This is a genomic window from Williamsia sp. 1138 (assembly GCF_002095435.2).
GTDB lineage: Bacteria > Actinomycetota > Actinomycetes > Mycobacteriales > Mycobacteriaceae > Williamsia.
The window spans coordinates 1-25,955 of the sequence record NZ_MJEJ02000054.1 but is presented as its reverse complement, the minus strand read 5'-3'; the positions used below and the strand labels follow the sequence as shown (position 1 = coordinate 25,955).

General features: G+C 64.9%; 26 protein-coding genes and 1 tRNA gene. 14 read left to right on the top strand and 13 right to left on the bottom strand.

What is annotated here, in order from left to right; all coding sequences use genetic code 11:
• Positions 1-32: 32 nt before the first annotated feature.
• On the top strand, positions 33-1,469 hold the full coding sequence (locus BH683_RS26550) for a YibE/F family protein (RefSeq protein WP_246833612.1): 1,437 nt from the start codon (positions 33-35) through the stop codon (positions 1,467-1,469).
• 7 nt (positions 1,470-1,476) lie between these two features.
• On the opposite strand, the gene BH683_RS26545 is transcribed toward BH683_RS26550, so the two are convergent.
• The 3 genes from BH683_RS26545 to BH683_RS26535 all read right to left on the bottom strand — a co-directional run bounded on the left by BH683_RS26545 (position 1,477) and on the right by BH683_RS26535 (position 4,710).
• On the bottom strand, positions 1,477-2,469 hold the full coding sequence (locus BH683_RS26545; protein WP_084839304.1) for a fumarylacetoacetate hydrolase family protein: 993 nt from the start codon (positions 2,467-2,469) through the stop codon (positions 1,477-1,479).
• Positions 2,466-3,410, bottom strand: a complete 945-nt coding sequence (locus tag BH683_RS26540) for an MBL fold metallo-hydrolase (protein WP_246833611.1) — start codon at positions 3,408-3,410, stop codon at positions 2,466-2,468. Before BH683_RS26540 ends, BH683_RS26545 begins: the two co-directional genes overlap by 4 nt.
• 127 nt (positions 3,411-3,537) lie before the next feature.
• Positions 3,538-4,710, bottom strand: a complete 1,173-nt coding sequence (locus tag BH683_RS26535) for a DUF418 domain-containing protein (RefSeq protein ID WP_168187138.1) — start codon at positions 4,708-4,710, stop codon at positions 3,538-3,540.
• A 73-nt stretch (positions 4,711-4,783) separates the two neighbouring features.
• Between BH683_RS26535 and BH683_RS26530 the strand changes: the two genes are divergently transcribed.
• Positions 4,784-5,047 carry a hypothetical protein gene (locus BH683_RS26530; RefSeq protein ID WP_143696142.1) on the top strand — a complete coding sequence of 88 codons (264 nt, stop codon included), beginning with the start codon at positions 4,784-4,786 and terminating at the stop codon, positions 5,045-5,047.
• Here the strand turns inward: BH683_RS26530 and BH683_RS26525 are convergent, their stop codons facing one another.
• Positions 5,048-6,028, bottom strand: a complete 981-nt coding sequence (locus tag BH683_RS26525; protein WP_084839300.1) for a hypothetical protein — start codon at positions 6,026-6,028, stop codon at positions 5,048-5,050.
• Between the two features lie 113 nt (positions 6,029-6,141).
• Between BH683_RS26525 and BH683_RS26520 the strand changes: the two genes are divergently transcribed.
• On the top strand, positions 6,142-6,714 hold the full coding sequence (locus BH683_RS26520) for a TetR/AcrR family transcriptional regulator (RefSeq protein ID WP_168187137.1): 573 nt from the start codon (positions 6,142-6,144) through the stop codon (positions 6,712-6,714).
• Positions 6,715-6,756: 42 nt separating this feature from the next.
• Positions 6,757-7,323, top strand: a complete 567-nt coding sequence (locus BH683_RS26515) for a DUF308 domain-containing protein (RefSeq protein ID WP_084839298.1) — start codon at positions 6,757-6,759, stop codon at positions 7,321-7,323.
• On the opposite strand, the gene BH683_RS26510 is transcribed toward BH683_RS26515, so the two are convergent.
• Complete coding sequence (locus BH683_RS26510) at positions 7,317-8,102, bottom strand: lytic murein transglycosylase (protein ID WP_084839297.1); 786 nt, start codon at positions 8,100-8,102, stop codon at positions 7,317-7,319. The two genes, BH683_RS26515 and BH683_RS26510, sit on opposite strands and share 7 nt — an antisense overlap.
• A gap of 209 nt (positions 8,103-8,311) precedes the next feature.
• On the opposite strand from BH683_RS26510, the gene BH683_RS26505 reads away from it, so the two are divergent.
• From BH683_RS26505 to BH683_RS26495, 3 genes are read left to right on the top strand one after another with little or no spacing between them, the layout of a single operon-like run.
• Positions 8,312-9,127, top strand: coding sequence for a GNAT family N-acetyltransferase (locus BH683_RS26505; protein WP_281492335.1), 816 nt, complete (start codon positions 8,312-8,314; stop codon positions 9,125-9,127).
• Positions 9,124-10,230 carry an o-succinylbenzoate synthase gene (menC, locus tag BH683_RS26500; protein ID WP_084839295.1) on the top strand — a complete coding sequence of 369 codons (1,107 nt, stop codon included), beginning with the start codon at positions 9,124-9,126 and terminating at the stop codon, positions 10,228-10,230. The genes BH683_RS26505 and menC overlap by 4 nt, the downstream gene beginning before the upstream one ends.
• Before the next feature lie 49 nt (positions 10,231-10,279).
• The gene (locus BH683_RS26495) at positions 10,280-11,194 is read left to right on the top strand and encodes an SMP-30/gluconolactonase/LRE family protein (RefSeq protein ID WP_084839294.1); all 915 of its coding nucleotides are present in this window, start codon (positions 10,280-10,282) and stop codon (positions 11,192-11,194) included.
• A gap of 1 nt (position 11,195) precedes the next feature.
• Here BH683_RS26495 and BH683_RS26490 read toward each other — a convergent pair whose 3' ends face one another.
• Entirely contained in the window at positions 11,196-11,795 is a 600-nt protein-coding gene (locus tag BH683_RS26490; RefSeq protein WP_246833610.1) for a TetR family transcriptional regulator, read from the bottom strand.
• Between the two features lie 151 nt (positions 11,796-11,946).
• Here BH683_RS26490 and BH683_RS26485 point away from each other — a divergent pair, with 151 nt between their 5' ends.
• The 3 genes from BH683_RS26485 to BH683_RS26475 all read left to right on the top strand — a co-directional run bounded on the left by BH683_RS26485 (position 11,947) and on the right by BH683_RS26475 (position 14,724).
• Entirely contained in the window at positions 11,947-12,774 is an 828-nt protein-coding gene (locus BH683_RS26485) for a mycofactocin-coupled SDR family oxidoreductase (RefSeq protein ID WP_084839598.1), read from the top strand.
• 3 nt (positions 12,775-12,777) lie between these two features.
• Complete coding sequence (locus tag BH683_RS26480) at positions 12,778-13,731, top strand: MoxR family ATPase (RefSeq protein ID WP_246833609.1); 954 nt, start codon at positions 12,778-12,780, stop codon at positions 13,729-13,731.
• 69 nt (positions 13,732-13,800) lie between these two features.
• Positions 13,801-14,724: a VWA domain-containing protein gene (locus BH683_RS26475; RefSeq protein ID WP_084839292.1), complete on the top strand. Its 924-nt coding sequence runs from the start codon at positions 13,801-13,803 to the stop codon at positions 14,722-14,724.
• Between the two features lie 25 nt (positions 14,725-14,749).
• Here the strand turns inward: BH683_RS26475 and BH683_RS26470 are convergent, their stop codons facing one another.
• The gene (locus tag BH683_RS26470; RefSeq protein WP_084839291.1) at positions 14,750-15,607 is read right to left on the bottom strand and encodes a hypothetical protein; all 858 of its coding nucleotides are present in this window, start codon (positions 15,605-15,607) and stop codon (positions 14,750-14,752) included.
• A 149-nt stretch (positions 15,608-15,756) separates the two neighbouring features.
• Here BH683_RS26470 and BH683_RS26465 point away from each other — a divergent pair, with 149 nt between their 5' ends.
• Positions 15,757-16,323 (top strand): DUF4334 domain-containing protein, encoded by a 567-nt coding sequence (locus BH683_RS26465; RefSeq protein ID WP_084839290.1) that lies wholly within the window; start codon positions 15,757-15,759, stop codon positions 16,321-16,323.
• Here BH683_RS26465 and BH683_RS26460 read toward each other — a convergent pair.
• Both BH683_RS26460 and BH683_RS26455 read right to left on the bottom strand, forming a co-directional pair.
• Complete coding sequence (locus BH683_RS26460) at positions 16,320-17,591, bottom strand: DUF4185 domain-containing protein (protein ID WP_084839289.1); 1,272 nt, start codon at positions 17,589-17,591, stop codon at positions 16,320-16,322. The genes BH683_RS26465 and BH683_RS26460 overlap by 4 nt on opposite strands.
• A 120-nt stretch (positions 17,592-17,711) precedes the next feature.
• Positions 17,712-18,569, bottom strand: a complete 858-nt coding sequence (locus tag BH683_RS26455; RefSeq protein WP_143696141.1) for a pentapeptide repeat-containing protein — start codon at positions 18,567-18,569, stop codon at positions 17,712-17,714.
• Positions 18,570-18,736: 167 nt separating this feature from the next.
• On the opposite strand from BH683_RS26455, the gene BH683_RS26450 reads away from it, so the two are divergent.
• The gene (locus BH683_RS26450) at positions 18,737-19,381 is read left to right on the top strand and encodes a nucleoside/nucleotide kinase family protein (protein ID WP_084839287.1); all 645 of its coding nucleotides are present in this window, start codon (positions 18,737-18,739) and stop codon (positions 19,379-19,381) included.
• Here the strand turns inward: BH683_RS26450 and BH683_RS26445 are convergent, their stop codons facing one another.
• The gene (locus BH683_RS26445) at positions 19,382-19,999 is read right to left on the bottom strand and encodes a TetR/AcrR family transcriptional regulator (RefSeq protein ID WP_168187136.1); all 618 of its coding nucleotides are present in this window, start codon (positions 19,997-19,999) and stop codon (positions 19,382-19,384) included.
• Positions 19,980-21,458 (bottom strand): NAD(P)/FAD-dependent oxidoreductase, encoded by a 1,479-nt coding sequence (locus BH683_RS26440; RefSeq protein WP_084839286.1) that lies wholly within the window; start codon positions 21,456-21,458, stop codon positions 19,980-19,982. The genes BH683_RS26445 and BH683_RS26440 overlap by 20 nt, the downstream gene beginning before the upstream one ends.
• Positions 21,459-21,598: 140 nt before the next feature.
• Here BH683_RS26440 and BH683_RS26435 point away from each other — a divergent pair, with 140 nt between their 5' ends.
• Entirely contained in the window at positions 21,599-23,470 is a 1,872-nt protein-coding gene (locus BH683_RS26435; protein ID WP_084839285.1) for a prolyl oligopeptidase family serine peptidase, read from the top strand.
• A 15-nt stretch (positions 23,471-23,485) separates the two neighbouring features.
• On the opposite strand, the gene BH683_RS26430 is transcribed toward BH683_RS26435, so the two are convergent.
• Together BH683_RS26430 and BH683_RS26425 are read right to left on the bottom strand one after the other, a co-directional pair.
• A complete protein-coding gene (locus tag BH683_RS26430) occupies positions 23,486-23,992 on the bottom strand; it encodes a hypothetical protein (protein WP_084839284.1) in 507 nt (168 codons plus the stop codon).
• 404 nt (positions 23,993-24,396) lie between these two features.
• A tRNA-Gly gene (locus tag BH683_RS26425) sits at positions 24,397-24,470 on the bottom strand.
• 123 nt (positions 24,471-24,593) lie between these two features.
• Between BH683_RS26425 and BH683_RS28535 the strand changes: the two genes are divergently transcribed.
• Positions 24,594-25,955: HNH endonuclease signature motif containing protein (locus BH683_RS28535; RefSeq protein WP_168187135.1), on the top strand; the 1,362-nt coding region annotated here is incomplete at its 3' end.

Here is a 25,955-nt window from a genome sequence, read left to right as displayed (position 1 = left end):
GGGATTCTCCGATATCTGCCTAAGGTGACCGGGTGAGCCGAGCATCTGGACCTGACGAGACCCATCAGCACGGCCACAGCCACGGACTGGTTGATGTGGATTTGCATCCGGTGGTTGCCAAAACGGTGGTCGGGCTCCTGGTGGCCAGTGCGCTCGCGGTGATCGCGGGACTGATCATGCTGTGGCCCGGTGACCGCGACCATGATGTTCCCGTCATCTTCCAGTCGTCGGGCGGTGGTTCGGTGCAGATCGAAACCGGGCAGGTGGTGGCGCAGGCGACTGCGGACTGTCTGAATCCGCAGTCCGGGAAGGTGTTCTCCGGCGACCCGCAGGTGCTGACCGTGAAGGACGGCCAGTGCATCCAGAACACGGTGGCGTTGTCGTCAGGCCCTAACGAGGGTGCCAACACCCTCCTCGAGGTTCCGACGAACCGGGTCCAGGCAGGCGTTCAGCAGGACGCCGGTAGCGATGAGCTCACCCCCGAGCAGTTGGCCAAACCGCAAGCCGGACAACCGGATCTGAGTATCGGTGACGAGATCAAGCTGTCGCGGTCGGCCGGGGTGGACGGTGCCGACACCTACGCGTATTTCGACCACGAACGGTCGACGTCTGTCCTCGTCTGGGCACTGGTGTTCGTCGCGGCCATCGTGCTGGTGGCCTCGTGGCGCGGATTGCGGTCGGTGATCGGTCTGGTCTTCGCGTTCGTGGTGCTGTTCGGATTCACTCTGCCGGCGATGCTCGACGGGAAGTCGCCGGTGGCCGTGGCGATCGTGTCGTCCGCAGCGATCCTGTTCGTCGTGATCTATCTGGCGCACGGGGTGAGCCTGCGAACCAGCGCGGCGTTGCTCGGAACGTTGGTGTCGCTGTTGTTGGCCGGCTTCCTGTCGTGGCTCTCGATCGAGACGATGAACATCACGGGCTTGGGGCAAGACCAGACGACCAATTTGCAGATCTACAATAATGCGATATCGGTCGATGGGATCCTGTTGGCCGGTTTCATCATCGGTGCTCTCGGGGTGCTCAACGATGTGACGATCACGCAGGCGTCGGCCGTCTTCGAGCTTTCCGCCGCCGACGGCGGCGACCGCCTGCAGACTTTCACCGCGGCGATGAGGGTGGGGCGTGATCACATCGCGAGCACCGTCTACACCCTCGTGTTCGCGTATGCGGGCAGTACGTTGCCGCTACTGCTCCTGTTCTCGGTGTCGGGACAGTCCTTCTCGACCTTGATCACCACAGATCTGGTGGCTGTCGAATTGGCTCGGTCGTTTGTCGGTGGCATCGCGATCGCGCTGTCGGTGCCGCTGACCACAGCGGTGGCCGTGATGTTGACCAGTACGGGGAAGACCGCGGCGCCGGCGCAACACGAGCCCACCCCGCAGGTTGCCCCGCGACCCCGGCCCCCCGAGATCCCAAAAACCCGGGCTCCGCAGCCACGAGCAGGCGGTAGGCACTCGCTCCCGGAGTGACCCCGGTTCAGCTGGGGTCTGCGACCGTGTTCGTGACCGAGCCGATCGAATCGATGGACAGGGTCACCTCGTCGCCGGGTGAGATCCACCTGTTCAACTCGAGGCCGCAACCGTTCGGCAGAGTACCCGAGGTGATCAGTTCGCCGGAGTGCAGGTTTTCGGACTGACTGGCGTAGGCGACCACTTCGCCGGGGCTGTACCGCAATCCGCGGGTACTGGTGGACGACCAGCGCTCTCCGTTCACCTGAACGGTCGCGCCGAGCTGGTCGATCTTGGACAACACCTCGTCGGCGGTGACGACCACCGAACCGATGGAACTGCCGAACGTCTTGGCCTTGACCACGGGTCCGAAGACCCCGCGGCGCTGCTCATCCCATTGCACATCTCGGGCACTGAAGTCGTTGAACACCACGAAACCGCCGATGGCCGCAGCGGCCTTCTCGGGCGTCGCGTCGCGGACCGGATGCGCGAGGATCATGCCGAATTCCAGTTCGAAGTCGAGTTCCCTGGTGTAGGCGGGCCAGGGCATCGGCTCGCCGTCGCCGATGACCGTCAGGTGATTTCCCGTGTAGTAGACGGGGTGGTCGTAGAACGCCGGTTTGGGACGCAGCGGTGGAAACACCTTGCGGGTCAAACGTTCATAGCCCCGGGAGACCGGCCGGGCCGCCGGGAGGTTGCGATCGAGAAGGCTGTGCGCTGCCCTGACCCAGTGTTCCTCCCAGCCGAGGGAGCAGCGTAGTGAACTCGGGTAGTAAGGGATTGCAGGGGCGGGATCAGGGGCCACGCCGATACCTTCGGCGGCTGCCCAGTCGACCAGTTCGATGATCCGGGCCCTGGAATGATCGCCGGTTGCCAGCAGCGCCAACAGATTTGCGGGCAGATGAGACAGTTCGTCGAGCCCGGTGCGGGCATCGAGTGCGGCACGCAGGCTGACCCATCTCTGGGTCGGCTCGTGCAGGATCGCCAGTGACGCGGGTTCGCTCAGCCTCCGGATCTTCACCGTGCGAGCTCACGTTGCAGGGTTCCCGCGTCGGCGAAGGCGCGGGCCCTCCGGGCAAAGGTCGGCGGCGCGGGTTGCCCGCCGTCCCACAGGCGGTACAGGGTGCTGAGGTTGACCACGATGCGCTCCGACGATCCCCATTGGGAGAACGGCGTGAACTCCGAACTCCGCACCATCTCCCGAGCCGCACGCAGCGGCGGGGTCCCGTCGACAAAGTGTTCTCGTCCGGCCTCTGCGACCCATTGCCAGTAGTCGCGGAGCAGCTCGATTTCCCGACGCCCGCAGATCGGTCCGTGTCCGGGCACGTAGGTGTCGGCGTCGAGCCCGATCATGTGGTCGAGTGCGTCGATCCAATTCCCCAGGGGCCCATGCCAGATGATCGGGGTGGACCCGATGAACAGGAGGTCTCCACTGAAGACGACGCCGGCATCGGGTAGGTGGATGATGAGGTCGCCGGGCGTGTGCGCTGGGCCGAGGGTGCGTAGATGGGCGTCGCGGCCACCGACGGTGATCGTTTCGGTGATCTCGAAGGTGTGGTCGGGCAGGCGGGGGAGCCGCCGGGGCAGGTCTGCCCCGCCGGTGACCTGTCTCATGTACCGCCCGAGCGCCCCGGGCGGTCCGGGAAGGACACCTGCGACGGCGCCGAGTGCGGAGAACCGGGCCACCGCACCGGGCGGGGTCTCGTCGGTCATCGCTTCGCGGGAGGCGACCGAGGTGGTGATGCGCGCAGCCGGCGGCAGGGTGTCGTTGCCCCACCAGTGGTCACCGTCGGAGTGGGTGTTGACAGCTTCGGTGACGGGAACTCCGGCGGTCAGTTCGGCGGCGGCCTCGGCGAGGGCACGCGCTCGCGGCCGGTCCCACGCGGTGTCGATGACCATCGCTGCGTCGTCGCCGACCACCAACCCAGTGTTGGTCTGTCCCCAGCCTCCGGGGAGATCCATGAAAGCATATGTACCACTGCCAATTTGGGTGACAGTGTCGTGCCGAACTGGCATCGGTCGTCCTAGCGTGAGTCCTACTCGACCCGCCGATCGCATGCAGTGCAAAGGGTGGCCGCGGCAACTGTTCTCACTCTACCGATTGAGGGGCGCCCGTAGGCGAGTGTCGGCGACTACCGGAGCTCCGCTCCGCGATCGTGGTGATCAGGCGTTCGAGCGGGCCGCGACCGAACCTGCGGATCCAGAAGGAGGAGATGGCGATCGCGACCGCGGCGAACACCAGCCAGGTCCAGACGTTCTGCCACGGGTAGTCGCCGGAGGTGCCCCGTTCGGTGACCGAACACAGCGCGAAGATGGCCACGACATGGACGCTGTACACGGTCAGTGCCATCGAGCCGGTGGCCCGTAGTGGGTAGTTCCAGGGCGAGGGCCGCGGGCAGAGCAGCAGACAGCCACCGATGACGACCATGCTGATGCCCGCCGAACCGTACACGTCGAACGGCGTGCCCGAGTGGGCATCCGCTCCGAGGAGTCCGATGAGGTCTGACCACGCCCAGCGAAAGCCCTCACCCGGATTGTCGTAGGGCGCGAAGAACTTCGACGGGGGTTCGAATCGACGATTCGGGTCCACGGCGTCCTGGAGCGGAACCAACGCGGCAGAGAGCAGATACGCCGCAGCAGCGATACCTGCGCCGAATCCGACCATCCGTCGTGCGACCGCGGGGGAGCGTAGGTCGAGTCGCCCCAGACCGAGGCCGAGCAGCAGGTACGCCGACCAGATGAGCGCCGGATAACCGCCGTTGATCAAGATGTCGGACAGTGCGTTGTACGGAGACCCCCATGCGCCGATGGCGGCATGCAGGGGAGGGACGATGACCGGCATCACCACGGCCAGCACGCCGGCCACGGTGAACAGGGTCCGCGGCGGCACCCGCAGGAGCGGCAGGGCCAGGACGAACAGGAAGCTGTACATCACCAGGATGACCAGGATCGGGGTGCCGAGCATCTGCAGCAGTCCGCCGAGAAAGAAGATGCAGCACGCGCGCACCAGGAGCTGGTGCCGGGCGATCACCAGTTGTTCCGGTGTTCGTGGACGGGTACCGCCTGTGACGAGCGCGATCGAGACACCGGCCAGCACTGCAAACGTGACCGCGGAATGCCCTTGGACCAGCGAGGCGTAGGTGGCCGGATCGGTCCAGCGTAGATCGTCGAGGTCGAGGATGTGTGCGGCGAACATGCCGAGGACCGCCAGCGCCCTGGCGATGTCGACGCCAGGGATCCGTGTCGTTCGATCGACCTTCATCAGTTCATCTTCGCTCAGAGCGCTGTTAACGTCCGAACCACAGCGAACAGCGACAACAAGGGAACGAGACCCGATGAGTACCAGCGACGCCCAAGACATCGCAGACCTCAAACGCGAGGTGCGGCGACAGGGTGAATTGATCGACGATCTCTACCGCAGGCTGGGTGCGCCTGCCCCGGCGCCCGGACCGTCGGCAACTGTGCCCGCCGAGATCACCGAGGCGCTGCGCGCGGGAAAGCTGCCGATCGCGATGAAGCTGTGGCATGAGCGCAACGGTGGGAGTATGTCGGACGCCAAGAAGCAGGTCGAGGAGTACGCCCGGTCGCTGGGTCTCTAGTCACGCCGCGACCGGTGCGGATTCGGCTGCCTCGTGACGGCCCGCGTTGGCGGAACGGCGCCGGGCCACCAGCACCAGACCCGCGCCCACCGCGACCCAGGCGATGAGGACGACAACTGCGGTTCCACCGCCGTGACCGTCGAAGAATGCGAGCGACCGTAGGAGCGTGGCCGAGGCGCCCGGTGGAAGCAGCTGTCCGAGCTCGGACCAGCCGGATGGCAACCAGTAGGCGCTCGAGGCGATTCCCGACAGGGGGTTGCCGACGATCATCATCGTGACCGCGCCGAGTCCGAAACCGGCCATCCCGATATTGGCCGTCAGCCCGATCAGGGTCAGGCTGATCGCTGACATCCCGAGTGCGATGCCGAGACCGACCGGGATGACGCTGCCGTCGAAGGTGCCGATCACGAACCGCAGGATCAGACTCAGGCCGAGGCCGGTGAGGAGCGCGAAGCCCACCGCGGCGGTTGCCTGCTGTACCGGTTTGCGCGGCAACAGCTGCAGGAAGACGATCGCGGGGATGATTCCGCCGAGTACCAGGGGTAGGGCCAGTCCGGCGATGCCGGCGCCCTGCGGATCGTCGGCGGTGGTGGGGACCACGTCCTCGACGGTCACGGTGGTGCCCGCCTGCGTCGACAGCGCGGCTGCGACACCGCGTAGAGATTGCGCGATCTGCGCCCCGCCCGCCGATGCCACGAGCATCGTCGGCCCGGTCGGGGTGACGACGATGCCGCCCACCACGTCTCGTTCGGCGATCGCGGTGCGGACCTCATTGGCAGAGCCGTACTCGTGGAACTCGAAGTTCTCCGGAGCGGACGTCGTGAGGGCGTCCTCGATCTGAGAGGTCGCGGCTACGGGGCCGGCCACCCCGATGGGTAGGTCGTGAGGACCGGAGTGCTTCATCGGCAGCACGAAGGCCAAGGAGATCAGGATCACCACCCCGGCGAGTCCGATCATCGCGCCCACAGCTTTGCGGTTCATGCCTTCTCCTCGTCGCCTGTGGTGGAGGAATATCCTCCACTTGTATACCGGAGGATATTCCTCCGTATAAGGTGGGCTGTCAAGTGCCGAGAGTGATCGAGGGGAGACCTGGAGTGAGGGCTGATGCCGAGGCGCGCCGCGACCGGCTGGTGGAGGCCGGTCGGATTCTGTTCGCCGATCGAGGCTACGACGTCCCGCTCGAGGCGGTCGCCGAAGCGGCAGGGGTCGGCATCGCGACGCTGTACCGCAATTTTCCGACCCGGCTCGACCTCAAGCTGGCGATCCTGGCCGACGGACTCCATCGCAGCCGGCGGACCCTCGATGAACTGCTGGCGCAGGTCGATGAGGATCCTGACGGCGCGATGACCCGGTTGACCCAGATGTTCGTATCCCTGCAACTCGGTGCCCTGATCCCGATCATCGTCCGGGATCAGGACCTCATCCCGTCCGAGCTGATCGATGCCCGCAAGGGCAACCTCGCCAGCGTCGGTGAGATCTTGGAGCGGGCGAAGTCACACGGCGTGGTCCGTGAGTCGGTGACCGCGCGCGACTTCTTCGCCGGGGTTGCTCTGATCACCCGTCCCCTACCTGCCCTGATCGCCGACCCGATGATGGACGGCACGATCACGGCATCCGAACTCACCGACCGGGTGCTGGCCATTTTCGTGGCCGGCCTGCGGCCATGACTTTCGTAAGATCGAGAGGCGCGATGGTTGTAAGTTCATCCCATGACGAACATTGTTGTCCCTCAGTCTTTCCCCGATCAGCTGCGCAACGCCGTGCGCGCCGGGCTCATCGCCAGCGCTGTCATCGGCATCATCATCGGAATCGTGGCGCTCATCTGGCCGGAGCCGACGCTCGTTGTGGTCGCGGTTCTCTTCGGAATCACTCTGATCTTCACCGGTATCTACCGTCTGACCATGGCGTTCTCGGCGAAGCTCCTGCCCACCGGGATACGGGTATTTCTGGGTGTCATGGGTGCGATCATCCTGATCGCCGGCATCGTGTGCCTGTTCAATCCGGGTGAATCACTCGTCCTGCTGGCGATCCTGATCGGCGTCGGCTGGATTTTCCAGGGCATCCAGGAGGTCGCTGCCGGGCTCGCAGGTGCTCATTACGCGCCGAAGTGGTTCCTGATCGGATCGGGTGCGTTCTCGATCATCGCCGGCATCATCGTGCTGTTCCTGCCGGGTGCCGCGATCGCAACCTTCCTGATCGTCGGTGCGATCCTGCTGGTGGTCGTCAGCGTGATCACGCTGTTCACCCTGCCGCGAGCGGCGGCAGTCCCTCAGTAACCCTGGGCCCAGCCGCGGACGTTCGAGACGTAGTCCATCGAGTTGTTGTAGCGCAGCACCGCGGTGACCTGCTGGGCTGGGTCGCGGAGGTCGAGGTTGCCGTCGCAGAGATAGCGACCGGTGGTCAGGGCTGCATCGAAGAGGTTCTGTGGGTCGGCGACGCCGTCTCCGTTGCCGTCCTCGGCGTAGTGCTTCCAGGTCTCGGGCAGGAACTGCATCGGCCCCACCGCGCGGTCGAAAACGGGGTCGCCGTCGAGGGCGCCGCCGTCGGTGTCGTGGATGACGTTGTTACCGGCGAGGCTGCCGTCGAGAATCGGTCCGAGGATCGGGATCTCGAGTTTGCCCGTGGCGTCGGCCTTACCGTTGTTGGCGTGGGTGGACTCGACCCGGCCGATGCCGGCGATCAGTTGCCACGAGATGCCGCAGCCGGGGAGTTCCTGGGCGAGCTTGGAGCCCGCCGCGTGGTACGCCTCCCAGTTGATCTTGGGGATCGCACCGGTGGTGACGCTCGCGGGCACGGCTTCCGGGGCCTGCGAGGGCGCCGGTGCGGGCGGTTCGGGGGTCGAGACGACGGGCTGCGCTGTCACCGGTGCGGCGGCGGGCGCTGGGGAGGCTTCGGTGGCGGCAGGCGGGCTGTCGGCGACCTGACTGGTGGGGCTCTCTGTCAACTGATGACCGGCTTCCGCGGTCGCTGCCGCGGCTACGAGTCCGATGGGGACGAGCGCGACCAATGCGAACGGCGAGCGCGACTTCCTCTTAGGGGCTGAGTGCTTACCCAAGGCGGATACCTCCTGTTTCGGGCCTCAGGCCCCTGTGGTCCGCGCCGACGCTACCCGAAACATGCCGTTAACCCGTTATCGATCCGTGACCAACCGGCGGCTCGCCGGCAAGGGCTGATCCCGGGGGTGCAGGTCAGTGGTTCGCGGCGCTAAGAATGTGATGTCAGCCATACCGGCACGCGTGTCGAGTTCTGCGTAGATTCAGGACGGTGAAGAATTCCCCGATACCGGCGTCGTCCGGGCTGGCACTGCGCATGCTGGAGTCGAATGACGACATCGTGTCGCTCGTAAGTCTGTTCGACGAGATCTGGCGGCCCGATCCAGGCAACCGTCCGGTCAGCACCGACATGCTGCGGGCGCTGATCCATGCAGGCAATTACGTCAGCGGCGCCTATCTCGATGATGTGCTGGTGGGTGGCAGCGTCGGATTCTTCGCCGCTCCCGCCGGGCGGGTGCTGCACAGTCACATCACGGGGGTGGGAGATCGCGGCCGCGGGCGGAGCGTCGGTTACGCGCTGAAATTCCACCAACGTGATTGGGCGCTGGCGCAAGGTATTTCAGAGATCACGTGGACGTTCGATCCGTTGGTGGCCCGCAACGCGCACTTCAACTTGGCGAAACTGGGCGCGGCGCCGTTGGCCTACCACGTCGACTTCTACGGGGATGTCGGCGACGAGATCGGTGGGGGCGACGACAGTGACCGGTTGCTGGTGACGTGGCCACTCGACGATCCCCGGCCCCCGATGCCCCTCGACGCAGACTCGCTGAGCGGTGCGGTGACCGCGATCGACACCTCTGATCCGGCAGCCCCGCGAGCGACCATCCATCTCCTCTCCGAGGCCGACGTGGTGCTCGTTCCTGTGCCCCGCGACATCGAGGCCATGCGCCGCGACGATCCCGCGGCTGCCTCCCGGTGGCGAATTGCCCTGCGCGAGGTCATGTCCGAGCTCGTCGGACAGCACGGCAGAGATGTCACCTTCCACCGCTCGGGCTGCTACGTGTTCTCGACATCGGAGCGATCATGAACATCACCGGAATCGAACTGCGGCTCGTCGACCTGCCGCTGGTTGCACCGTTCCAGACCTCGTTCGGCGTCGAACTGTCCCGCCATGCCCTGCTGGTGCGGGTGGCGACCGCCGACGCGGAGGGCTGGGGTGAGTGCGTCGCCATCGACGACCCGATCTACTCGTCCGAATATGCCGGTGGCGCAATCGATGTGCTCAAGCGATTCCTGATTCCCGCGGTGCTGGCACCCGGGCGGGTGACGGCTACCGGGGTGGCACCGCTGGTGGACAAGTTCAAAGGGCACCGAATGGCCAAGGCTGCCTTGGAAACCGCGGTTCTCGACGCCGAACTCAGGATCGCAGGTCTACCGTTGTCCGGATACCTCGGTGGGGTGCGACCGGCGGTGCCGGTCGGCGTGTCGGTGGGTATCACCGACAGCATCGAGAAGCTCCTCGACAACGTGCAGGGGTACCTCGACGAGGGCTACGGGCGCATCAAACTCAAGATCCAGCCGGGTTGGGACCTCGAACCGACGCGGGCGGTCCGTGAGCACTTCGGCGACGATCTGATGTTGCAGGTCGATGCGAACACCGCCTACGGCCCTGCGGATCTGCCGCACCTAATCAAGCTCGACCCCTTCGATCTGCTTCTCATCGAGCAACCGTTCGACGAGGAGGACCTGCGTACGCATGCCCGCTTGCGGGAGATGTCGACGACGCCGGTGTGCCTCGACGAGTCGATCCTGTCCGCGCGATCGACGGTGGACGCGCTGGCGATCGGGGCCTGCGACATCGTCAACATCAAACCCGGGAGAGTCGGCGGCTTTCTCGAAGCCCGCCGGATCCACGATGTCTGCGTGGCCCATGGCGTCCCCGTGTGGTGCGGCGGAATGCTCGAGACCGGACTCGGCCGGGCGGCCAATCTCGCCCTCGCCGCCCTGCCCGGATTCACACTGCCCGGGGACATCTCGTCGTCAGCGCGGTACTTCGACCGTGACCTCACAGAGCCATTCGTGGCCGAAGGCGGAATGATGGCCGTGCCCACCGGTCCCGGGATCGGGATCGACCCGGACCCGCAGGCCCTGTCCGAACTGACCACCTGGAGTGAGTGGGTGACCGCCTAGCAGGCGTGAACCGATCACAGGAGGCGTTCGGATCGGCAATGATGCTCTGATGACATCAAAGCTGATCTCCGGATGTGTGGCAGTTGCGGTGACGTTCGGGGGCCTCATCGCAGCGACCTCGCCTGCGGTCGCCGGCAGTGCCTGCGTCCCGTGGACCACGACAGCGGTCGCGTCCGGGTACGGCACGCTCGAGAACCTCGACTTCGACGACCGTGGGGGGTTGCTGCTCTCCGAACTGAGCTTCACCGGTCCAGGGGCGGTGCGCAAGCTGACCGCGAGCGGGCAACGTTCGACGGCGGTCCCCGATGTCGAGGGACCGGGTGGAATCGTCGTCGTCGGCGATACCGCATTCTTCAACACCGGCAACTCGACGGCGTCGGGATTGCTCGACGCCGCCGACGGCACCATCGAGCTTCTTGATCTCGGTACAGGGAAGACCAGAACCGTGGCAACGGGTCTCACCATGCCCAATGGTCTGGCCCTGCTGCCCGACGGGTCTCTGGTGGTCAGTCGCGACCTGGGTGCGTACACGGGTCTCACCCGTGTCGATCCGGTCACCGGTACGAGTCGGCCGTTTGCGCCATCGGTGAGCTCCACGAACGGGATGATCTGGGATACTGTTCGCGAAATTCTCTGGGTGGCAACGACCTTCAACGCCACCACCGAGATCGTCGGAGTCGATGCGGACACCGGGCAGCGGATCACGACACTGACCATCCCGGGTGCCGGAGTACTCAACGTCGCCGACGACCTCACCATGGGCCCCGACGGGAACCTCTATGTCGCACTCAACGTCGGGGGCAAGATCGTCCGGCTCGATCCCGATGGCGGTGGCTCGTGCGTGATCGCAGAGGGATTGCCGCTGACCTCCGCCGTGGAGTTCGGCAGCGGTCCGGGGTGGGACGAGAAGTCGCTCTACGCAACCAGTTTCCTCGGAACCGTGACGAAGGTGTCACCGCAGTAGGTCAGGGTGACGGTGGTCCCATGGGTACGAGTAGCTGGATAGACGACCGAAGGCATTGCGGCAGCGACGTTTCCGGGTGTGATACCCAGTACTCGTGACCGGCCATGATGGCGGCGGTGGTGGAGTGGGCGAAAGCGACTGTGAACAGGTCGTCGCCCCGCCAGAGACCACGACGGCGGATGAAGTCGGCGACTGCCTCGCGCCACTGCCGGTACAACTCCGACGCATGGGACTGCACCGCGGGAACGGTCAGCACCAGCTGGGTGCGGTGCCGGGCCCACTGCTCGTCGCCGGGGCCGAACGCGAGCGCCGAGACTATCGCGGCCTCGACGACGTCGCGGGGCGAAGCGGTGCCGTCATCGGCGGCCAGAAAGGCCGTGAGCCTGCCGAACTCGGCGTCCGACTGCACCCACAGCACGTCGGCCTTCGTCGCGAAGTAGCGAAAGAACGTGCGGCGACTGACCCCTACCGCTGTCGCGATGTCCTCGACGCTGGTCTGTTCGAAGCCGTGCTCGATGAACAACTTCTGGGCTGCGGCTGCCAGTTCGTGAGCGCTGGTGGCGGCGGGTCGACCCCCTCGATCAACTGTGTCTGTAACCACGGCGTGGACCTCCCCGTCTTGCCATCTCGCTATCGTCTCACCTCCGTCCTCCGTTGTGCAGTGTCGTCGGAAATCTCCCCCTAGCGTTCTGGCACTAGGTGACATAACCTCGAAGTGAGAGCTGGGTCACAAGGAGAGGGAAGTGGTCGACATGGGCAAACTCGAGGGCAAGGTCGCCTTCATCACCGGCGCTGCACGAGGCCAGGGGCGCAGTCACGCGATCCGCCTCGCGCAGGAAGGGGCGGACATCATCGCGGTCGACACCGCGAAGCAGGTCGCCACCGTTCCGTACGACACCGCCACTGCTGCGGATCTGGAGCAGACGGTGAAGGAGGTCGAGGCCCTCGATCGCCGGATCATTGCGACCGAAGCCGACGTCCGCGACCTCGCGGGCCTGAAGAAGGTTGCCGACGACGGGGTGGCGGCCCTCGGTCGTCTCGACATCGTGATCGCGAACGCCGGGATCAACAGCATGTCGCCCGCGCTCGAGATGGACGAAGAGATGTGGCAGACAATGATCGACATCAACCTCACCGGGGTGTGGAAGTCGATCCGTGCGGCAGCGCCTCACATCGTTGCGGGCGGCCGTGGTGGTTCCATCGTCATCACCAGTTCCCTGGCCTCGATCAGCGTCAACGAGAACATCGCCCACTACTCCGCGGCGAAGTCCGGACTGGTCGGGCTCATGAGCGTGTTGGCGAAAGAACTCGGGCCGCAGAGCATCCGGGTCAACAGCATCCACCCGACCACAGTCGCCACGCCGATGATCCTCAACGAGCCGACCTACAAGCTGTTCCGGCCCGACCTGGAGAATCCGACCCGTGCGGACTTCGACGAGGCCGCTGCCCAGATGAACCGGCTTCCGGTGACGATGGTGGAACCCGTGGACATCTCCGAGGCGGTCCTCTATCTGGTGTCCGATTCCGGCCGTTACGTGACCGGGACCACACACGTTGTCGACGCAGGTGGAAGACTCTAGGGCGTGCACAACAACGGCTCGGTGGTCGAAGCGGCGTCATTGTCGGAGGTGCGGTCGCGGATCGCGCACAAGGTGGTCGGCCGCGAGCGGGAGACCGACCTCCTGCTCGCCGCGGTCGCTGCCGGCCGTGACCTGATGCTCGAGGGTCCGCCGGGTACGTCCAAGTCGACGCTGCTGGGCGCCATCACTTCCGAATGGGACATCCCGTTGGTGTTTGTCGAGGGCAACGCGGATCTGACACCGAGCCGTCTTGTGGGCCATCACAATCCGGCCCGGGTACTTCGAGAGGACTACACGGCGGACAACTTTGTCGAGGGTCCACTGATCGAGGCGATGCGCACCGGTGGCTTCCTTTACATCGAGGAGTTCAACCGGGCACCCGAGGACACGTTGAACACCCTCCTCACGGCGATGGCCGAGCGGGTGATCACCGTGCCGCGGGTCGGTAGCGTCACCGCGCTACCGACGTTCCGCATCGTGGCGTCGATGAACCCGTACGACAACATCGGCACCACGAGGCTGTCGACGTCCGTCCACGACCGGATGTGCCGGCTTGTCATCACCTACCAGGATGCGGCGGCCGAACGTGAGATCGTCCTCCGCCGAACCAAGGTCGAGTCGTCCCGCGTCGTGGCCGATGCCGTCGCGGTGACCAGGGCGACGCGCGAGCGCGACGACATCCGTCAGGGAAGTAGCGTCCGAGGTGCCATCGACCTCGCGCTGATGGTGGCGCAGCTCGCACAGATGCGAGGTGTGGAGTTGCCTGCAGTCGATTCTGTGGATCCGCCGCGCGGGTTGCCCGAGGACTACACGGCTGTGGTGCTGGACGCCATGATGGTGGCGCTGTCCGGTCGAATACACCTCGACGACACCGCATTCGAGACACCAGAAGCGGTATTGCACCAGATCTGGCAGGACCACTTCATCCTCCTGCCTGCTGCTGCCGAACCCGGTTGAAGAGCCGTTCCGGCCGACAGTCCGCTGTCGCGTCCGGGGAAGAAGGGTGCCGGACACGACCGCGCCCACATGAGGCCGTTGCGGCGAAAACCGAAGCAGCTCGATGAAGAACCTGAGCTGCTGCAGCCTGCGGCCGGTGGTCGCGGTGGGTTCTCGCTGACCCCCAAGGGAGGCCCATCGGGTAAACCGATGCAGCTCCCCGGGTCGTCGGCGCCGGGAGAAACGAACGACGAAGGTGAGCTCTCGGCGACCGGCGGGGCCCTGGTCATCGACGAGGCCGGTCGCCGGCGTGCGAGGCAGATCGCGCGCAGACTCGCTCTCGCGCAACCGATGAGACAGCGTCGTGCCCGGCGCGCCAGTGCGGGCACCCTCACGACCATGCGCTGGCGAGGTGGGACGGACGAGCTCGATCTCGACGCGACCCTGGAAGCGATTGCCGGTAACCCGCTGCCGACCGACGACGACATTCTCGTGAGGGAGCGTGTCCGCAACCGGCGGTCCATCGTTCTCGTCGTCGACATATCAGGCTCGACCAAAGGTGAGCAGGTGCGGACAGCGGCGGCCACGGTCGGTGCGATGGTCGGGGAACTGGCGCGCGATGACGTTGCAGTGGTGGCCTTTTGGTCAGACGCCGCGCTTCTGGTCCGGCTGGGGGAGAGGGTGGGTCCCGAGACCGTGCTCGATCAGCTGCTGACCCTGCCGACGCAAGGGCTGACCAATGTCGCGTTCGCACTCGAGGTCGCGGCGCGTGAACTGGCCGGGGTGCCACCCGCCGACGCGAGGGTCCTGCTGCTCAGTGACTGCGTACACAACGCGGGGCCGGATCCTCGTGGTGTGGCGGCGCGGTTGCCGCGACTCGATGTATTGCTCGACACCTCGGGCGAGAACGACCTGGATCTCGGCCGCGATCTGGGGGTCGTCGGCCGCGGACGGTGCCGGGTGATCCGGGATCACCACGACGTCGCGCCTGCGCTGACCTCCATCTTCGGGTGACCGCAGGCTGCCTTCGGTGACCGGGTCAGAACCCGCCAAAATCTCCGCCGCCGAAGTCGCCACCACCGAAGTCGCCGCCACCGCCGAAGTCCCCACCACCGAAGTCGCCACCACCGAAGTCCCCACCACCGACATCGCCACCGCCGGAATCGCCACCGACGTCGCCGCCCTGGTCTCCACCGACATCGCCACCCTGGTCGCCGCCCGTGTCCAGACCGTCCTGGTAGCCGTCGCCGTAGCCGCTCTCGAAGGCCGTGCTGTCATAGCCGACGCCTGCCATCCCGCCGAACATGGCGCTGAACAGTAAGACCGAGCCCACGCCCCAGGCGCCGGCAACCAATGCCGGCTTCCACCACGGCTCCGAGTACCAGCCGGCCGGCACCGGACGTCCTGCGACGCGGCCACCGGGATAGTAGTTCGGGGTCTTGTCGGACGGGTTCGGTGATGCCGAGACCTTGCGGCCTTCGAACTCGATGTCGCGGCTCTCGGTGACCTCGCCGGAGGACTTCTGTCCGTCAAGTGTGGCGATCTCGGGACCCGGATCCATGTCCATCGCGAGTCTGGCTGCGCGGATGTAGTAAAGGCCTTCCAGCGCAGTCTGTTTGGCCAGCTGGGCCTGCTTGGGCGTGGATGCCTGCTCGATCTGCGAACCGGCGGCGTTGAACCTCTCCGAGGCGTCGGACAGAGCGGACTTGGCGGGTTCGTTGGAGCCGATGAGGGCGTAGACCTGCCCGCCGAGCCGTTCGATCGCTTGGCGGGCATCAGCTTTCGCGTCCGCCAGGATCGACTCCGCGCTCCGGCGCCGGCTCGTGCCCTGACCCCGGGCCAGGACGACGATTCCGACGACAACAGCGATCACGGCGAAGATCAGCAACAGCTCCACGGTGGTACCTTTCGATTCTCACCCCCGGTGAAATCGGACATCTTCCACCCTACCTGGGACTCTGCTGCTCCCACTCGCGTCGGAGCTCGGCGGGTGCTCGGCATGCGACCTTCTCGGCATCCGAGGCCTGGTGGTCTAGATTGGCGTCCATGTCGACAGCCGAGAGAATCATCGTTCAGCAGCAGGCCACCGTCGCGCAGGCGCAAGACGTGTTCGACAATGCTCCCGCGGTGGAACCCGATTTCATGATCGGCACCTGGAAGGGCGCGGAACTGCGTACCGGCCACCGGATGGACGGGATGCTCGCTGCGAGTGGCTGGTGGGGGAAGGCGTTCATCGACACCGAGACTGTGCATCCGTTGCTGTTTCCGACTGCCGACGGGCGCGCGTTGTGGGCGCTCGATCCGCGCCGGCTGCCGTTCGGGTTGTTGATGAAGGCGCCGTTGCCATCGCTCGAGGGCCGTTCGCTGGCCGGTCTGGTCACCGCTTCGCGACCCGTGATGGGCACCAAGAAGCCCAAGGCCCGCTTACGGACCACCGAGTACGGCGGCGTGGGATCGGCGACGATGGTCTACGACGCGCACCCGATCAACGACGTGTTCCGCAAGATCGACGACGAAACCGTGATCGGTTTGATGGATCTGCGCGGCGCGGATCCGTACTTCTTCTCGCTGCGGCGCAACGACTCGCTACATGTGCTGGCGCAAGGGCGCTAGCCTGTCCGGACCTTGGTGAGGTCGGTGCGCAGCAACATCACGTTGTAGCTGCCCCAACTCGATGCGGTGAAGTAGAGGTCCTTCCCCGACGACGACGGATGGATGAAGGGTGCGTAGACCCCTGGTAGCTGCAGCGAGTTGTACAGGGTCGTAGGTGGACCGAACGGGCCCTCGGGCTTGTCCGCTGTCCGGATCACCGTGCCGCCGCCCAGATCGCTGGTGCCGTACAGCACGATGTACTTCTGCAGGTACTCGTTCCACGAGGCCGACATCTCGCTGACCGGTGCTGTGAGAACGGGTTTGAGGTTGCCGAGTTCCTGCTTCCACGGATCTGCCGAATCGTTGGTGTAGTACTCGTAGGCGGCGAGATCCAAGAAGTCGGCCGGCTTCACCCGGGCGAGGTATGCGCTGCCGAAGCGGCCGTTCGGGGTTCCGTACTGGTAGATGTAGTCGTCGCCGGGCTTGCCCTTCGCGTAGGCATTCATCTGGAACTTGTCGTTGTCTGCTTGCACCTGCCGGACGGTCGGAACGGTGACGGGTGCGTTGACGCGGATCGTGTCGAGCTTGGTCTCCCACGTCTGGCCGTTGTCTCCCGACTCGGCGATCGCGGAATAGTTGGTGTCCCAGCGCCCGGCGTCGCCCCATTTACGGACAGACATGAAGTTGATGTACTGCTTGTTCCCGATCGAGATCGCGGCGGTCGGGATCTTGGTGACCTCGACGTAATCGACCCCGACGGCTTCGATCAGTTGCCGGGCGAAGTTCGGCCGGTCGGCCGAGACGACCGATCCGGACGTGACGTTCCCGGGTTGCGCGTTGGGGACCGTGATGCCATTTGCCAGGTCGTTGTCATTTGATCGCAGCAGCACGTTGAAGCGCCACTCCTGGCCGGGTGCGTTGCAGTTTCCGAAGGTGTCGCCGTACGCCATCAGGGTCTGACCCTGCGCGTTCTTCCAGCTGATGCCGAGGTCGGTGCCAGAGATCCCGAACCTGTTGAGGGTGTCGTTCTCGCTGCGGGGGCCGGTCACCCAGGAAACGGTCTTGGTGGTGGCGCCGTTGAACCGAGGCAGCGCTCCCTGAGGTCCACGGCCGCTTTGACCGCCGGGTCCACCGCTGCTTCCGGTGCCCAACCCGGGGATGCCGCTGGAACCGCTGGTTCCCGGATTCCCGCAGGGTGCGGCTGCGGCGGGTGCTGCCAGTGCGACGGTTCCTGCCGCAGCCAGGGCGAGCACGGTTGATCCGATCGTTGCTGCCCGCAAAGCGCGCATGGGTCCCCTCATCCGACTGGACTTTGTTACCCCTGGTGCTGATGTGACTGGTGGGGCTCAATGCGTCAGTGTTCCAGAGGTGCGGGGGTTTGCGAGTCTCGCTTCCGCAACGATTCGTGGTTACCCGAGGATGCCGCCGAACAGCCCACCTACGGACGATCCTGATGAACCGGAGGATCCCCCCGAAGGTACTTCTCGACCGATCGTGACGGTGAAGGTGCCGAAGCCCTGGCCGTTGGTGCCCGCAACAACGCATCGCACCGTGGTGGTTCCCGTGGGAAACGCGCTGCCTGACGGTGGCGTGCATTCCGTCACGGCCGCACCCGACAGTCCAGGTGGCACGGTCCACTCCACGATCGTGCCCGCGCTGGCATCGGGGAGTTGCTGGTCAGACGGGAGTAGAAGGGTCCTGGTGAAGTTCGCGCCGGTGACCGTGCTTTCTCCGAAGTTCGCTCGGGTGAGATTCGCTCCGGTCAGATCGGCGTTGGTGAAGTCGACGTACCCCAAGATGCTGTCGGTCAGCGTGGCGTTCACCAGAACGATTCGTTGCGCGGAGGTCTCGGCCCAGAAAGTCCTGGTGAGATCGGCTCCCGTGAGGTCGACATCGTTGAAGGCCGACCGATAGGTGGTTGTGTCGGAGAAGTTCGCTCCGGTCAGATCAGCTCCGTCGAATTTGGTGAAATTCCAGTCGGAAAGTGACAGGTTGGCATTCGAGAGGTCAGAGCCGGTGAAGTCGGCATACTGCATTTGGCGCTGCGACAGATTGATCCCGGACAGATCCATGTTTCGACAGATCGTGTATTCGGCCACATAAGGGTCTTCGACAATCGTGCAGCCCTGAATTACTTCATCGGCGGAGGCGACGTTCGGCGTGCTCAGAGCCGCAAGCGCCAAGGCTGAAGGGACGACGACGAGTAAGGTGCGAAGGCGGCCGGTCCACCCGCGCGGTGCAGACGTGGCTGTTCTCGTAGGGGTCATCGCAGATCCTCCGTTGGACGGTATGCCCACCTCGGACGAAATGGGTTCAGGCAACACGTCGGTGGCTTCAACCTGTTGCAATGCACGACCCCTCGAAACGGATCAACCATAACGAATAATCGGCGTTAGAACTGTGGAAACGATGAGCTTTCACGAGAGGCGGCAGGGTGATCACACGGCCTACGGAGCTGGTCGACCGGATCGAACGGCTACGCCAGAAGCGTGAACGGGTGCTGATCGGGATCGTCGGTGAGCCGGGGTCGGGGAAGAGCACGGTCTCCGCTGCCGTGTCCGATGTCCTCGGCGGCGACGCGATGGTGGTCCCGATGGACGGCTTTCACCTCTCGAATGAGCAACTCGCGCACCTCGGCAGAGCCGGCCGAAAAGGAGCGATCGATACCTTTGATGCGTTCGGATATCTGCAGTTGATCAGGCGGCTTCGCGACCGGGACGAGCCAGTGGTCTACGCCCCCGACTATGTGCGCGGGGTCGAGGAGGCGATCGCCGGTTCGATCGCGGTACCCGCCGCCGTGCCGGTTGTGATCACGGAAGGCAACTACCTGCTCGACGACGACAAGCCGTGGTCAGGGCTGCGCTCTCTGCTCGATGAGGTCTGGTATATCGAAGCGCCGCATGACCTTCGGCTCGAACGGCTCGTGCAGCGGCACATCAGGTTCGGAATGTCTGAATCCGCGGCGTGGCGTTGGGCCGAAGGTCCGGACGAGAGCAATGCGCAGCGGACCAGGGCAAGGCGTCAGCATGCCGATCTGGTCATCGATGTGACCGCGTTCGCTGCCGACGACCGGGACTGATCACGGGCGCAAGCCGATGCCCCGTGTCAAGGTGGTCGCGGCGAACTGTGCGGCGGCGTCCCAGTCATGGGTATGCAGGTGCTGCCGCACGCCGGTGAACTGATCGGCGAGGCCGGTGATGGTGGCCCAGAGCAGCATCAGAGCGCTTGTGATGTCCACTCTTTCGGCCTCGGGCCCTGCCGAACACATGCGATCGAGAGAAGTGTGGAGCACGGCCAACACCTTGAGAGCGGCCGAGGTCAAAGCTTCCGTATGGGCAGACGATGCGGTGACATCTGTGCCGGCGAGCAACGACCAGATGTTCAGCTCACGGCCGTAGATCCGGTACACGTCGAGATACTCGGTGGCCACCAGGACGAACAGGGCAACGGGATCGTCCGCGGTCGCGCATTCGGGCTCGATCACGTTGTGCAGCAGATTGAGACGCTCGGCATAGAGCTCGGCGAAGAGAGCCTCTTTGGTGGAGAAGTACGTGTAGATCGTGCCGGGACTGATACCCGCGCCTTTCGCGACATCGCGCATCTGCAGGGCGGAATATCCCTGGTTTGCGAGCAGCGCGGCGCCCGCGGTGAGGATGTCGCGGCGCCGTGCCTCGCGGTCACCCCACTTGGTCGTCAAGGACACCTCCCTCGGGGTACGTGATCATGTAGTCCGACGACAGTGGCTGTCCGAGAAACTGTTTCAGCGTCGCGAGATCGAAAGGCCACAGGTCGACGGTGCCGTCGTCCTTGAAATACCAGCTCTCACAGCCGGTGTTCCAGACCGTCGGCTGCAAGGCTTCCACCACATCGGAGTTGAAGCGCCGCGTTGCATTCTCGGACACCTCGACACTCGTCAGCTCCCCGTTCGCGAACGCCGAGATCCACCGGATGATGTGGTCGCAGGTCAGCTCGGCCGCGGTCTGCAGGTGAATGCTGCCGACGGGGCTGTTGGGGCCGAGGATGGTGAAGAAGTTGGGGAAGCCCGGGATGCTCGTCATCGCGAACGCGTGCGGCCCGCTCTTCCAGGCCTCGTCGATCGTGATGCCATCGCGTCCGGTCAGGTCCATCGGCCGCATGTAGTTGTGGGCTTCGAATCCGGTGGCGAGGACGACGATGTCGAGGTCGTGATGGTTGCCGTCGGCGGTGACGATGCCGGTCGCATCGACATGGTCGACGCGGTCGGTCACCACCTCGACGTTCGCCTGCTGAATGGCTCGGAAGTAATTGCCGGACAGCACCTGTCGTTTGCACAGTGGTTGGTAGTCGGGGCGCAGTCGCTCGCGGAGGTCGCGGTCGCGGATCAGGTGTAAGCAGAGTCGGGCGTAGCTCTGCACTGCTCGCCGCTTGATGCCGGGATGGATGGTCAGGTCCGTGAACAGGGCGCTGGCGCGGACCCACGCCCGAAACGATGCTTGAGCCAGTGCGGGTTTCCGCCGGAACACCGCGGTGACGAACTTCGGTTGGGAAAGCGTGGTCGGTGCCCAGAGCACCCATTGCGGAGTGCGCTGGAAGAGTGTCAGGGTGCGCGCGGTGGCCTGCAGTGCGCCGGTGATCTGCACGCCCGTCGAACCTCCACCCACGATGGCGATGCGCTTGTCCGTGGTGTCGAGGCCGCGATCCCATCGTGCGGTGTGGACGACGGGGCCTGCGAAGTCGTCGAGACCGGGGATGTCGGGGCGGTTCGGGTGATGCAGCACGCCCGTCGCGGCAACCAGGAAGTCTGTGGTCAGCTCGTCGCCGGCCGCGGTCTCGACATGCCAGGCGTTGTCGGCGAACCGGGCGGAAACGACCTCGGAGTCGAGCCGGATGTGAGGCCACAGGTCATGATCGTCGGCGACGCCGCGGTGATAGGCCAGGATGTCGTCGCGTGAAGAGAAGATGTTGGGCCAGTCGGTCTTGTTCTGGAACGAGTACCGGTAGAGCAGCGATGGGACGTCGCACGCGAGCCCCGGATACCGGTTCCAGAACCACACGCCGCCGACGTCGGATCCCTTTTCGAGGATGGTGAAATCGTCGAACCCGGCGGCCTTGAGTTTGACGCCCATCGCCAGTCCGGACATACCCGCGCCGATGACCAGCACCCGTGGGCTGGTCATGAGAAAGCCTGGTCTCGGGGCCCGAACCTCATTGTGAACATTGTTCAAAAGTAAGGCGTCGACGAGTTTGAGTCAACGGTCGATGTCACGATCGCGATTCCTGCGGACGAGAGGGACCCGACTTTCGATACTGTCGTGCCGTGACTGTTGCGCCCTACGGATCGTGGACCTCGCCCATTACCGCTGCCGACCTCGCCGCCAGCGGGCACCCCGTATCCGGAGCTTGTTTCGTCGGGTCTGATGTCTGGTGGGCAGAGGGCCGACCGACCGAGCGGGGACGTACGGCCATTCGGCGGGCCGGGGTCGACGGCGAGCCTGTCGACATCTTGGAGGCACCGTTCGACGCGCGCACACGTGTCCACGAGTACGGCGGCGGGGCATGGGCGGTCACCGAGGACGCGCGACTCGTCTACGCCGAATACTCGGATCAGCGTCTCTACGTGGTCGAAGGCGGGCACCGCACCGCGTTGACCCCCGACACCAACTCGCAGGTGCGCTACGGGGACCTGTCGGTGCGCGACCATGAGGTCTGGTGTGTGCGTGAGAGTCACGACGACGAGGGGACGATCGTCCGGGACATCGTTGCGATCGGATTGGACGATGCCTCGGTACGTTCGGTCGTGTCGGGCTCTGATTTTCTCGCCTATCCGCGGGTCTCGCCGGACGGTACGCGGCTGGCGTGGATCGCCTGGAACCATCCGCAGATGCCCTGGGACGGAACGGAACTGCGCGTGGCGTCGTTGGGTGCCGACGGGGTGGCCGGTGAGTGGGTCGTCCTCGCCGGTGGCGCCGATGAGTCAGTGCTGCAACCCGAGTGGGCGGGACCGGGTCAGGTTCTGGCGACCAGTGACCGGAGCGGTTGGTGGAACCTCTACACGTTCGATGTCGACGGTGGTGAGCCGCAGTCGGTCGGCGCCGTGGCGGCGGATATCGGGGCGCCGTTGTGGCAGCTGGGCGCTGGCTGGTACCTGCGGACGGGCGATGCAACGTGGTTGACCGTTCGGACGAGCGGGACCGACACCCTGGCCCGGCTCGACACGACCACAGGCGTATTCGATGACGTCGACCTCGGTGATCACACGAGCATCGGGTTGCTCGACATCGACGGAACACGGGTGTTGCTGCGGACCGCAGGTGCTCAGACGCCGGGCGGCATCCGGATCCTCGATCTCGGGTCCGGTGAACTCGAGGATGTGCGGTTGTCCCTCGATGACGTGCCGCCAGAGCAATATCTGCCTGTTGCGCAGCAGATCACGTTCGACGGACCGAAGCGCGAGGTCCACGCAGTTGTCTATCCACCTCGCAACCCGGACCAGACCGGCCCGGACGGTGAGCTGCCTCCGTACATCGCGTTCGTCCACGGTGGCCCGACCGCGCACGTGGCCCCTCGTCTCGACCCGGTCTACGCGTTCTTCACCTCACGCGGCTACGGAGTCGTGGACGTCAATTACGGCGGATCGAGCGGATACGGCCGCGAGTACCGCAATCGCCTGCGTGGGCAGTGGGGAATCGTCGATGTCGAGGACACGGTCGCCGCAGTGGAGGGTCTCGCCGACCTCGGCCTGGCCGACCGTGCCCGGCTCGCCATCGAGGGAGGATCCGCCGGCGGGTGGACCGTCCTTGCCGCATTGACCTCCTCCGACGTGTTCGCCTGCGGTGCGTCGTATTACGGCGTGGCCGAACTGGAGAAATTCGTGGCCGAAACACACGATTTCGAATCGCGGTACATCGACGGGCTCATCGGCCCCCTCCCCGAGGCGGCCGAGCTCTATCGCAGCCGTGCCCCCTTGAACAACGTGGACGGACTCAATTGCCCGGTCCTGCTCCTGCAGGGTCTCGACGACCCGATCGTTCCGCCTGCCCAGGCCGAACGTTTTCGTGACGCGTTGGTGGCGAAGGGGATTCCCCACCGGTACATCGCTTACGAAGGCGAATCCCACGGCTTCCGCAAGGTCGAAACCATCATCGACGCGCGCGAGTCGGAGTTGACGTTCTATCGGGAGTACCTATGACGGAAGGGGCGCCCTCTAGCCGCCCTCGACCGTGAACCCGACGCGCTGGAAGTACTTCTCGAAGCCTTCGACGTGGTCGCCCAGGTGATGGATCAGTTTTGCAGTGTCGTGTTCGTGCTGAGTCGTCGCCAAGCCGCGTATCTCCAGCGCCCACGGCAGGACCGCGCGACCGCCGTCGGCCACGACGTAATTGAAGCGGTCGACGAGTGCGCCGCACCAGAAGAAATCGGCAAAGCAGAGTCTGACCGACTTGTCGTTGAACGTCTTCGACCATTCGAAGATCCGGGCGTGGCTCTGGTCGCCCTCGTGCTCGAAATCCAGGCCCATTCCCCAGGCGATCGTGATGTTGAGGTCGGGCTTGTAGGACGCGGTCGCGTAGTGGCTGTTCACCTCGAGGCGATAGCCGTTCGCACCCGGAGAACCATCGAACCAGTTGTGGTAACTCGGGCCCTGGTGTTTGATCACGTGCCAGTCGTCCGGCCCCGAGCTCTGGATGATGCGACGGAATTCTTCGAGATTCAATGCGCGTCCCTTCGTTTGTCGAAGGATAGCGCGGCGGAGGGGCGCCAAGCGGCCGACACCTGAGTTCGGCTGTCGCACAGACATGGTGACTTCGAATGCTGCATTAGCTGGACCAAATATGCTTCGTTTTGCTGACAAATCGGCCGTTGGATGACATTGTCAACGCTGGTTGTCGAATGGAACGTTCTCGACTGCCGATCCAGTGAAACCGTTGCTGAAAGGAACCTCTGTGTCTTCTGAAATCGCCCTCACGGTCGTGTTTGCTTTTCTCGGTCCGCTGCTCGCGCTGTACGCGAACGGGAGCTAACTGCGGGACCTGTCAGGCTCTGATGGGGTTGAGCGTCAGTGCGCGCCCGGGTGCTGCAGACCCCGGGCGTATGGCCTGGCATGAGGCATGTCGAACGTGGAGCCGATGACGGGAATCGAACCCGCGTGTGCAGCTTGGGAAGCTGCCGTTCTGCCATTGAACTACATCGGCGTGCGGCCCGAAGGCCGCGAGAGCGATATTAACAGGCTGCAGGCGAACGGCTCTTGTCGACACCGCCCTGGCTGGTGAGATTGGTGGCGAGCTGTTGTCAGACCTCGAATGTATGTTCTAACCATGGCTTGGGTGGGGACCGCAACGTTAGACGCTGAGGCGTCGGAGTTGTTGTCGCGGGTGCAGTCTGGGACTCGTGAGGTGAATCAGGCGTGGGCGGCGCGTCTTGATGATGGTTTGGCGTATTACCGGTATGTCTCGTCGGTCGAGGATGAGCATGGGACGCGGGCCGCGGCGTGTGAGATCGCGGTGGCGTGGCGGTGCACGACTGGTCAGGCTGATCATCTGTTGCGGTGTCGGCGGTTGTTGGATCATCTGCCGGAGCTGGCGGAGGCTTTCTCAGCGGGTGACCTGTCTATCGAGAAACTCAAAGCGCTCTATCATCGTGCCAGTCGTGGGTATCGGGATGCGTTGATGGATCTCGATGGCGTTCTGGCGGAGGATGCGATGTTGTTGGGTGACAACATCTTCGCGGAGGAGCTGGATCGTCATTTGATGCCGTTCGAACCGGACCGCCCTGATGATGATGGTGCGGCGGATCCGTTGCGTCGGGTGACCGTACGTCGTCGGGCGGGTGGGATGGCGAGTCTGACCACGGGGTGCACGGCGGAGGAGGCGATCAGGGCGAAAGCTCAGCTGGAGGAGATGGCGCTCGATGACCCGGCGGGTGAGGTCGATGCGGTGCTCGAGGCGATCGCGAACGCCAACGCTGCGGCTACTGAAGATGCCGAACCCGAACCCGAGCCAGAAGTAGAGCCCGAGCCTGCGGCTCGCCCGTCTGCTGCTGCGCCTTCGCGCGCTGCCCGGCGTGCGTGGACAGAGTTGGTGCTTGATCTGCCGACCCTGCTCGGGTTGTCGAAGGATCCCGGGTACTTGCTGGGGTATGGGTCGCTCGATGGTGATCAGTCGCGGTCGCTGGCAGGCCGTTCCCGGTGGAAGGCGTTGGTGACGATCGGGCAGGACGCGATCGCTGCGTTGGTGGAGTTGATCAACTCGGCCGATGGTCGACCGGTCACGGCCGAGGACGTCGCCGCCGCATTGATGAAAGCCGTCGACAACGGCAACCGGCTGGTTCTAGGGGAGAAGGATGTCGGTCCGGCTCCGCCGGTGAAAGCGCCACCTTCCAAGGATGGTCATGGCGGGTGGAAGCATCCGCCGCGGGGTGCATTGAAGTACAAACCCGGGCGCAAGCTTGCCCGGATCATCCGAATGCTGGATGGAACCTGCCGCTTCACCGGCTGCAAGAAACCCGCGAAGGACTGCGAGATCGACCACATCGTGCCGTTCAACCATGCCAACCCCATGGCCGGTGGCTGGACGATCGAATCGAATCTGGCGTGCTTGTGCAAGGAGCATCACGACCTCAAGACCCGCGGCATCATCCGGGTGGAGATGCGCGGCAACCGGGAGTACTGGATCGACACC

Bases quoted from the DNA above. Each gene is read 5' to 3' on its own strand.
- BH683_RS26485 (WP_084839598.1), top strand. From the start codon at position 11,947: ATGGGCAAACTCGAGGGCAAGGTCGCCTTCATCACCGGCGCTGCACGA.
- BH683_RS26535 (WP_168187138.1), bottom strand. From the start codon at position 4,710: ATGAAGGTCGATCGAACGACACGGATCCCTGGCGTCGACATCGCCAGG.
- BH683_RS26465 (WP_084839290.1), top strand. From the start codon at position 15,757: ATGTCGACAGCCGAGAGAATCATCGTTCAGCAGCAGGCCACCGTCGCG.
- BH683_RS26455 (WP_143696141.1), bottom strand. From the start codon at position 18,569: ATGACCCCTACGAGAACAGCCACGTCTGCACCGCGCGGGTGGACCGGC.
- BH683_RS26530 (WP_143696142.1), top strand. From the start codon at position 4,784: ATGAGTACCAGCGACGCCCAAGACATCGCAGACCTCAAACGCGAGGTG.
- menC (WP_084839295.1), top strand. From the start codon at position 9,124: ATGAACATCACCGGAATCGAACTGCGGCTCGTCGACCTGCCGCTGGTT.
- BH683_RS26440 (WP_084839286.1), bottom strand. From the start codon at position 21,458: ATGACCAGCCCACGGGTGCTGGTCATCGGCGCGGGTATGTCCGGACTG.
- BH683_RS26525 (WP_084839300.1), bottom strand. From the start codon at position 6,028: ATGAACCGCAAAGCTGTGGGCGCGATGATCGGACTCGCCGGGGTGGTG.
- BH683_RS26515 (WP_084839298.1), top strand. From the start codon at position 6,757: ATGACGAACATTGTTGTCCCTCAGTCTTTCCCCGATCAGCTGCGCAAC.
- BH683_RS26540 (WP_246833611.1), bottom strand. From the start codon at position 3,410: ATGGATCTCCCCGGAGGCTGGGGACAGACCAACACTGGGTTGGTGGTC.
- BH683_RS26475 (WP_084839292.1), top strand. From the start codon at position 13,801: ATGAGGCCGTTGCGGCGAAAACCGAAGCAGCTCGATGAAGAACCTGAG.
- BH683_RS26460 (WP_084839289.1), bottom strand. From the start codon at position 17,591: ATGCGCGCTTTGCGGGCAGCAACGATCGGATCAACCGTGCTCGCCCTG.
- BH683_RS26495 (WP_084839294.1), top strand. From the start codon at position 10,280: ATGACATCAAAGCTGATCTCCGGATGTGTGGCAGTTGCGGTGACGTTC.